This is a genomic window from uncultured Wocania sp. (genome assembly GCF_964021735.1).
GTDB lineage: Bacteria > Bacteroidota > Bacteroidia > Flavobacteriales > Flavobacteriaceae > Wocania_A.
In genome coordinates, this window is record NZ_CAXIBN010000143.1 from 1 (window position 1) to 7,871 (window position 7,871).

At 31.2% G+C, this 7,871-nt stretch carries 7 protein-coding genes; 6 read left to right on the forward strand and 1 reads right to left on the reverse strand.

Annotation, left to right across the window (positions count from 1 at the left end):
- On the reverse strand, positions 1-1,815 hold a 1,815-nt coding region (locus AADI82_RS11770), incomplete at its 3' end, for a peptidase M61 (RefSeq protein ID WP_341216627.1).
- A gap of 106 nt (positions 1,816-1,921) precedes the next feature.
- On the opposite strand from AADI82_RS11770, the gene AADI82_RS11775 reads away from it, so the two are divergent.
- From AADI82_RS11775 to AADI82_RS11800, 6 genes are all read left to right on the forward strand, one after another.
- The gene (locus tag AADI82_RS11775) at positions 1,922-2,929 is read left to right on the forward strand and encodes a glycosyltransferase family 2 protein (protein WP_341216628.1); all 1,008 of its coding nucleotides are present in this window, start codon (positions 1,922-1,924) and stop codon (positions 2,927-2,929) included.
- A gap of 37 nt (positions 2,930-2,966) precedes the next feature.
- Positions 2,967-3,575 (forward strand): DUF1080 domain-containing protein, encoded by a 609-nt coding sequence (locus tag AADI82_RS11780; protein ID WP_341216629.1) that lies wholly within the window; start codon positions 2,967-2,969, stop codon positions 3,573-3,575.
- 76 nt (positions 3,576-3,651) lie between these two features.
- The gene (locus AADI82_RS11785) at positions 3,652-5,577 is read left to right on the forward strand and encodes a BatA domain-containing protein (RefSeq protein WP_341216630.1); all 1,926 of its coding nucleotides are present in this window, start codon (positions 3,652-3,654) and stop codon (positions 5,575-5,577) included.
- On the forward strand, positions 5,574-6,830 hold the full coding sequence (locus AADI82_RS11790; protein ID WP_341216631.1) for a dihydroorotase: 1,257 nt from the start codon (positions 5,574-5,576) through the stop codon (positions 6,828-6,830). Before AADI82_RS11785 ends, AADI82_RS11790 begins: the two co-directional genes overlap by 4 nt.
- Positions 6,831-6,832: 2 nt before the next feature.
- Complete coding sequence (locus AADI82_RS11795; protein WP_034040234.1) at positions 6,833-7,165, forward strand: membrane protein; 333 nt, start codon at positions 6,833-6,835, stop codon at positions 7,163-7,165.
- Positions 7,166-7,822 (forward strand): alpha/beta hydrolase-fold protein, encoded by a 657-nt coding sequence (locus tag AADI82_RS11800; RefSeq protein ID WP_341216632.1) that lies wholly within the window; start codon positions 7,166-7,168, stop codon positions 7,820-7,822.
- The last annotated feature ends 49 nt before the right edge of the window (positions 7,823-7,871 follow it).

Sequence of the window (7,871 nt, forward strand, 5' to 3'; positions counted from 1 at the left end):
GGTATAAGTTTTAGTCGTTTTTGTTTTTATAACAACCTCTTCTCCTGCTCTGTTTAGCACCACTTCAATATCTTTTCCTGGTTTCCAAGAAAATACATCTTGCAAAACAGTATTTGCACTTTGCAAAGTAACCGCTGTTCCGTTAATAGATTTTATAATATCGTTTGGTTTTGCACCGTTGTCTGCCCAAAAACTGTTTTCTAAAACCATATCTGTGAAAAAGATGGTGCCTGTTTGTCCGTCGCCACTAACTATTGGTACGCCATTCATTAATATATAATTGGTTTCTACTTTGCCTTCACCAATTTCTAATCCTACTTTTTCTAAAAATGTATTGTAATTAATTGGAATATCGCCTATAACATGATCATTAAAAAATGATTGCAATGAAGGGTAAGTCATCGCTACAATTTCATCAATCAATTTATCATCTTCAAATGGTTTATTTTTTCCGTATTTGTTCGATAACTCTTTCATTAAAGATAAAACACCTCTGTTACCTTTACTTTCTTCTCTCATTAAAATATCTATACACATACCAATTAAAGCACCTTTTTGGTACACGTTTAAATATTGATCTTTATATGGGGCTTTTAAAACATTTTCGCTCATTATAGTAAAACTCATAGCATCATTCATTTGAGAAGCCATTTGAATTTTATCCATCATTTTATTGTAAAAAGAAGTCTCATCAATTAAACCTTCACTAATTTGAAACAACGATGCAAAATATTCAGTAACACCTTCGTACATCCATAAATGTTTTGAAAATGTTGGATTATTATAATCGAAATAATGTATATCTTCAGAATGCACATTTAACGGCGTAACAATATGAAAAAACTCATGAGACACTAAATCAATCATACTTTCTTCAAGAGCGTCTTTAGGCATAGCTTCTGGCATAACAGCCACAGTTGATGTATGATGCTCCAATGCTCCAAAACCTTTTGGAGAGGTTTCTTCACCATCAGATAAATACAAGTAAATATCGTAACGTGGTGTAGTATTAATATCTCCTAAATACCCTTTTTGTGCTTTCATCATCTTGTATATCGTTTCTTTTAACGACTTAGCCGAATGCACTTTGTTTGGAGAATACACACTTAAAACAATTTTAATATCGCCAACTACAAACTCTTCAACATCCATATTACCATACATCATTGGGTTATCGGTAATATCAAAATATCGTGGTGCAAAATAACTTGTAGTTATGTTTTTGCCATCTTCACTTAATTTAGAACCCATATTTTGTAAAGCTGAAGTTCGGGACAACCCTGTTGAAGCGGTTACATCCAATTTATATTGATTATTTTTTAGTGAATCAAAATACCCAATAAAGCCATGTAAATTCAATACATAATTTTCGGGTTCTATATTTGTTCCAGATGGTGAAAAAGGGGTTTCTTTCCCAATACCACCTTCAGCTTCAATATCAAAAGTATCATTAACTAAATAAGTAATTTTATCTAATTGTTTGGCATTATTAATCGTCCAGGAATTGGCATCAGTTTTAGTAACTACCATTTCATTTCCTTTATAATCAAAGGCTTTAAAATCATCAATATAACTTCCAAAATCACTTACAGAATAAGTGCCTTGTACTACTTTTGGCAATCGGTATGTTACAGTTTCTACAGTAAAACGTCCTGGATTAATAGTAACAGGCGCTTTATCGTTTACAACTTTATCTAAATGTATTGAAGTTTCAATTGGTAAACTAGTTGCTAAATCGTTAGTCGTATTTTTTGTAGAGCTACAACTAGCTAATAAGATTCCTGCAAATAATGCAGTTAGTATTCTATTTTTCATTTATATAATTATATGTTCAGTTTATTCACGCCGAAAATACTATTATGTTACGATGTCCATTCTTAAGATTCTGTTAAAAAAGCTGAATTATTCTTATTTTCGCAACATGCAAAATCCCCTAATAAGTATACTAACACCTTTTAAGAATACTGGAGCTTTTTTAGAACCCTGCATAAATTCCATTTTAAAACAAACTTACACCCATTGGGAATTATTAATTATTGATGATTCCTCTACTGATTCTAGCTATAACATTGTTGAAACATTTGCTAAAAAAGATAGTAGAATTAAGCTTTTAAAGAATTCGGGTAGCGGTATTATTGATGCATTGAAACTCGCTTTTAATAACAGCGAAGGCGAATTGATAACCAGAATGGATAGCGATGATGTCATGCAACCAAACAAATTAGAAACATTAGCAAACAACCTTTTAACACATGGAAAACGGCATGTTGCCATTGGATTGGTTAATTATTTTTCTGAAGATGGCATAAAAGACGGTTATAAAAATTACGAAACTTGGTTAAACAAGCTAACAAAAACAGGCAGTAATTATTCTGAAATTTATAAAGAGTGTGTTATTCCATCACCTTGTTGGATGGTTTACAGAAGCGATTTAATTGCATGTAATGCTTTTAACCCAAACACCTATCCTGAAGATTACGATTTAGCTTTTAGATTTTACAAACACCATTATAAATGCATTCCTTGTGCTGAAATAATACATAATTGGCGCGATTACAGTTCACGAGCCTCAAGAACTCATGTGCATTACGCCGAAAATCATTTTATAGATTTAAAGCTTAACTATTTTTTAGAGTTAGATTATACCCCAAATAAAAAACTTGTGGTTTGGGGTGCTGGTAATAAAGGGAAAATTATTGCAAAAAAATTAATTAAAAAAGATATTGCGTTTGATTGGATTTGCGATAACCACAAAAAAATTGGGCGAGATATCTACGGAAAAATTTTGCAACCTTTTAGTCACTTAAAAACTATTAAAAATCCACAAAGTATTATTACCGTAGCCAATAAAGATGCTCAAAAAGAAATACATTCCTATTTAAAATCAATACACATGGCTAATAAGAATGATTATTTCTTTTTTTGCTAACAAATTATTATATTCACTTGCTTAAAAAATCATTATAATGAATCTAAAATCAATCTTAGTCTTACTCCTTTTTTCGCTATTCTTTTCTAATCAAGCAACAGCTCAAAAAAAAACATCACTCTTTAACGGAAAAGACCTTAGCGGTTGGACTATTTACGGCACAGAAAAATGGTATGTTGAAGATGGATTATTAATATCTGAAAGTGGTCCTGATAAAGAATATGGCTATTTAGCTACTGAAGAACATTATAAAAATTTTGAATTAACTATGCAATTCAAACAAGAAACAGATAACGGAAATAGTGGTGTTTTTATTCGCTCAACTATTGAAGGTACTAAAGTTAGTGGTTGGCAAGTAGAAGTTGCTCCTCCAAATTTACACACTGGTGGTATTTACGAATCTTACGGTCGTGGTTGGTTAATTAAGCCTGTTCCAGAAAAAGAATCTGTTTTAAAATCTGGAAAATGGAATAAATTAAAAATAAGAGCTATTGACGGTAAAATAACCTCGTGGTTAAATGGTGTGCAAATGGTTACTATTGATGATGAAAAAATTGGCGCTGGCAAAGGAAGCATTGCGTTACAAATACATAGTGGCGGTGGCATCTTAATTAAATGGCGAAAGTTGTATCTTAAAAAACTATAAACAAAAAAAATATTTTATTCTTTTCTATTTTACTTTTATTAAAAAAATTATGTAGGTTTGACAAATCTAAAAAGGAATGCAGTTTAAACACCCCGAACTTCTTTACGCATTATTCTTACTGCTTATTCCAATAATTGTTCACTTATTTCAACTCAGAAAATTTAAAAAAGTAGCCTTTACAAATGTGGCTTTTTTAAAAGAAGCGACACTTAAAACACGTAAAAGTTCACAAATAAAAAAATGGCTAATCCTTTGTACCAGATTATTATTATTGGCTGCCATTGTTTTTGCTTTTGCTCAACCATTTACTTCTAAAATTGATGCTTTAAATACTAAAAAAGAAACTATTATTTATTTAGATAATTCTTTTAGTATGCAAGCTAAAGGTAATCATGGCGAACTTTTAAAACGCGCCGTTCAAGATCTTATAAACAATGTGCCAGAGAACGAAAACATCTCGTTGTTTACAAACAACACAGTTTATAAAAACACAACCATTAAAGCTATAAAAAATGATTTGCTTCAACTCGATTATTCTGCGAGTAATTTAACCACCGAAGCTATATTACTAAAAAGTAAGGCGTTTTTTAAAAATAAAACTAATACTTTAAAAAATATAGTTTTAATATCTGATTTTCAGAATAATAATAACAAAATAAACATAAGAAAAGATTCTCTAAACAATTTACATTTTGTTAAATTATCACCTATAAACTCAAACAACATTTCTGTTGATAGTGCTTATATTTCTAACACGTCGCCAACCCAAATCGAACTTACGGTACAGTTAAAACAAAGTGGAAATAGCATTGAAAATATACCAGTATCTTTATTTAATAATGATAATTTAATTGCTAAAACTTCGGTTGAAATTAATGATGAAGCAAGAACAACATTCATACTTCCTGTAAATGAAATTATTAATGGAAAACTAACTATTAACGATACACATTTACAGTTCGACAACAGCTTGTTTTTTAATATAAACGATAGCTCTAAAATTAACGTACTTGCCATAAATGAAGCAGACGATTCGTTTTTAAAACGTATTTACAATAGCTCTGAATTTAATTACACCTCTACTCCAGCCAATCAATTAAACTACAATCTTTTAGATAGCCAACATCTTATTATTTTAAACGAATTAAACACCATTCCTAATGCATTAATTTCTGCTATAAATGCATTTACAAATCAAGGTGGCTCATTAGTTGTTATTCCATCCAAAGACATCGAAAAACCGTCTTATAACACACTTCTTTTAAACCACGCCACTTCTTTTAATAATTTAATAACAAACGAAAAGCGCATTACCACCATTAACTATTCGCATCCTTTATATAGCAATGGCGTGTTTGAAAAACAAGTACGCAATTTTCAATATCCAAAAGCAAATAGCTTTTACAATGTGACTTCAAATGTGGCTTCAAAAGTTTTGAGTTTTGAAGATGGCAAAGCGTTTTTGTATCAAAGTCAAAATACCTTCATATTCACTACCGCTTTAAATAGCACTAATTCGAATTTTAAAAATTCGCCTTTAATTGTTCCCACGCTTTATATTATTGCGAAACTCAGCTTTAAAATCCCTCAATTGTATTACACTATTGGTGAAGAAAACAGTTTTGATGTTGATACCCAATTGCAACAAGATGATATTTTATCTCTGGTAAGTGATGATATAAATATGATTCCGAAACAGCAATACTTCAATAATAAAGTTGTCATTAACACGTCTGAAAACCCATTGATTGCTGGCATATACTCTATAAAAAATAAAGCTAAAACTATTATAAATGTTAGCTATAATTATAATAGAAATGAAAGCGATTTAGTTTACAGCAATCTTTCAAATTTAGAGGGTGCAACTGTAAGCAATTCTATTACAGAAATTTTCGATACTTTAAAAAGTAACTCAAAAATTAATGCGCTGTGGAAATGGTTTGTTATTTTTGCACTAGCATTATTGCTTATTGAAATGCTCATCTTAAAATATTTTAAATGAACATACTTATAAAGTCTGCTACAATTATTGATTCCAAAAGCGAGTTTCATAACACAACTCAAGATATATTAATTGAAAAAGGTGTGATTTCAAAAATTGGAAACCACTTAAAAAACCCAAAAAATTATCAAGAGATTACATTAGACAACTTGCATATATCTCAAGGTTGGTTTGATAGTAGCGTGTGTTTTGGAGAACCTGGTTTTGAAGAACGCGAAACGATTACGAACGGACTTAAAACCGCAGCTGCGTCTGGCTTTACAGCAGTAGCAATGCATGCCAACACAAATCCTGTAATAGATTCGAATTCTGATATTACATTTGTAAACTCAAAATCAGCAAACAACGCTGTAACTTTATTGCCCATTGGTGCGCTTACAGTGAATAGTAAAGGTGAAGATTTAGCTGAATTGTTTGATATGAAAAGCGCAGGTTCGGTAGCTTTTTACGACTATAAAAAATCAATCTCTAATCCAAACCTTATGAAAATTGCGCTGCAATATGCAAGTAATTTTGATGGTTTAGTGTGCTCGTTTCCGCAAGAAAATAAAATTTCTGGACACGGTGTTATGAATGAAAACATAACAAGTACCACTTTAGGCTTAAAAGGAAATCCTGCTTTAGCTGAAGAATTACAAATAGCACGCGATTTATTTTTGTTAGAATACACAGGCGGAAAACTACATATTCCAACCATTTCAACAGCAAAATCGGTAGATTTAATTAGAGCTGCTAAAAAAAAGAAATTAGATGTGAGTTGTAGTGTCGCTATTCATAATCTGTATTTTACTGATGACACTTTAAATGATTTTAACACACACTTTAAAGTATTACCACCACTAAGAACCCAGCATGATGTTGAGGCACTAATTGAAGGCATTAAAGATGGCACAATTGATATGGTTACAAGCGACCACAACCCTATAGACATTGAACAAAAAAAGATAGAATTCGATCATGCCGATTACGGCACTATCGGGCTTGAATCTGCTTTTGGAGCTTTACAAAACATTTTTACAACTAAAAAAACAATTGAGATTTTAACCAAAGGAAAATCGAGATTCGGATTAGAAAACACTTCCATAAATATTGGTAACACACTGGACATTACACTTTTTAATCCAGATTCGAAATATACATTCACCAAAAAGGATATTATTTCGAAATCTAAAAATGCCATTTTTGAAAATGAAACTTTAAAAGGAAAAGTTTATGGTATTATTTCGAACAATAAGGTTTCTTTAAACTCATAATCATGACACAGCAAGATATTGAAGAAGGCAAAGGTTTAGCCATAATAAGTTATTTAACTATTATAGGAACTATTATTGCGTATTTTATGAATAACGATAAAAAAAATGTTTTTACTAGTTTTCATGTTAGACAATCGCTAGGCTTATGGCTAACCTATTTTGTACTGGCATGGGTTGTTAGTGCTGTAAATAGTTGGTTTGCCACTTTAGGTTTTTGGGCATTTTTCGGGATACTTTTTATTTATGCATTTATAAATGCTGTAGGTGGAAAAGCTTTAGAAATACCGCTTGTTGGTGCTTTTTATCAAAAAATATTTTCAAATTTAGGTCGATAGATGATTAACACACAACTTTCCTTACAACATATCATTCGAGAATCTACTTTAACAGAACAAGCACCATTATTAATTATGATGCACGGTTATGGTAGTGATGAAAACGATTTGTTTTCGTTCGCTAACGAATTACCAGAAGAACTTTTTATTATCTCTGTAAAAGCTCCTTATCCATTACAACCTTATGGCAATGCGTGGTATGCTATTAACTTTGATGCCGATAAAGGCAAATGGAACGATAACGAGCAAGCTAAAGAATCTCTGGAATTAATTGCAAATTTTATTGACGAAGTCATAAACAATTATCCTGTAAACAAAAACAATGTGTCGCTTTTAGGATTTAGCCAAGGTAGCATTTTAAGCTATGCTGTTGCACTAACTTACCCCGAAAAAGTAAAAAATGTTATAGCATTAAGTGGTTATATTAACCAAGATATTCTACCAAAAGCTATTAAACAAAAAGATTACTCTCATTTAGATTTTTACTGTTCACACGGTAGTGTCGATCAAGTTATCCCTGTAGATTGGGCGCGACAAACTTCACCTTTTTTAAATGCGCTCAACATTAAGTATGTGTATTCTGAATTCCCTGTAGGACACGGTGTTGCACCGCAGAATTTTTTTGAGCTTAAAGATTGGCTGAGTAAACGCATTTAAGCTTCACTTATTTTTTAATATTTCTGTAAGAAAAATTAATTATATTTAC

Coding starts and splice junctions, on each gene's coding strand:
- AADI82_RS11790 (WP_341216631.1), top strand. CDS start 5,574: ATGAACATACTTATAAAGTCTGCTACAATTATTGATTCCAAAAGCGAG.
- AADI82_RS11785 (WP_341216630.1), top strand. CDS start 3,652: ATGCAGTTTAAACACCCCGAACTTCTTTACGCATTATTCTTACTGCTT.
- AADI82_RS11780 (WP_341216629.1), top strand. CDS start 2,967: ATGAATCTAAAATCAATCTTAGTCTTACTCCTTTTTTCGCTATTCTTT.
- AADI82_RS11800 (WP_341216632.1), top strand. CDS start 7,166: ATGATTAACACACAACTTTCCTTACAACATATCATTCGAGAATCTACT.
- AADI82_RS11795 (WP_034040234.1), top strand. CDS start 6,833: ATGACACAGCAAGATATTGAAGAAGGCAAAGGTTTAGCCATAATAAGT.
- AADI82_RS11775 (WP_341216628.1), top strand. CDS start 1,922: ATGCAAAATCCCCTAATAAGTATACTAACACCTTTTAAGAATACTGGA.